The following is a 673-nucleotide window of genomic DNA, read 5'->3' on the forward strand; positions in this document are numbered from 1 at the left end:
TGCTGCTTTAACCAGTTGGTCAGTTTGACGATCTCGGCCTGCTTTGCTCGGTTCTTCTTGTGCACAAAATAAAAACTGTCGCCGGTTTCTAAACCATGAGATGGGATGTAAACCAAGTCTTGTGCTTTATCTCGCTCGTTCAACATGAAGTCATTGGCAAACGCGATGCCTTGATCGTACCTTGCAGCCTCGATCGCCAAGAGCATGTGGCTAAAATGCTGAACATCGACATCATTTGGTAACGTGTAACCACCCGCTTTGCACCATTCGGCCCAATCTTTCCCTCGTTCACGATAAATAGAATCTGTAGAGAGAATGGGATATTGCCACAGTGCGTCGGGGATAGATTGGTCTTGGATTTCTTTCCAAATTTTATGGCTACAAACTGGGTACAGCGTTTCAGCATAAAGCTTAACCGCCATATAGTTTCGTTTCGGTTTTTGCACAGTAATAAAGCAGTCGCCCACGCTGTCCGTTTGCTCTGGATCGCCCGCGACCATATTGAGTGTGAGGTCGATTTCAGGATACAAGCGCTTAAAGTCTGCCAAACGTGGGATCAACCACTTCACTGCCAACGAGCTGTAAATCGCTAACCGAATACTGCCTTTATCCCCTTCTCGCACCTTTTGACTCGCCATCGCAATTGAGCTAATAGCCGGGCTGATGTCTTCTA

The 673-nt window shown here is 47.0% G+C and carries 1 protein-coding gene; it reads right to left on the reverse strand.

Features of this window, described 5'->3' with window-relative positions; translation table 11 throughout:
- Window positions 1-673 (reverse strand): LysR substrate-binding domain-containing protein (locus R7O13_RS27485; RefSeq protein ID WP_318305278.1); only part of this gene is annotated, 673 nt, incomplete at both ends.

This window comes from Vibrio sp. Y176, from assembly GCF_033438945.1.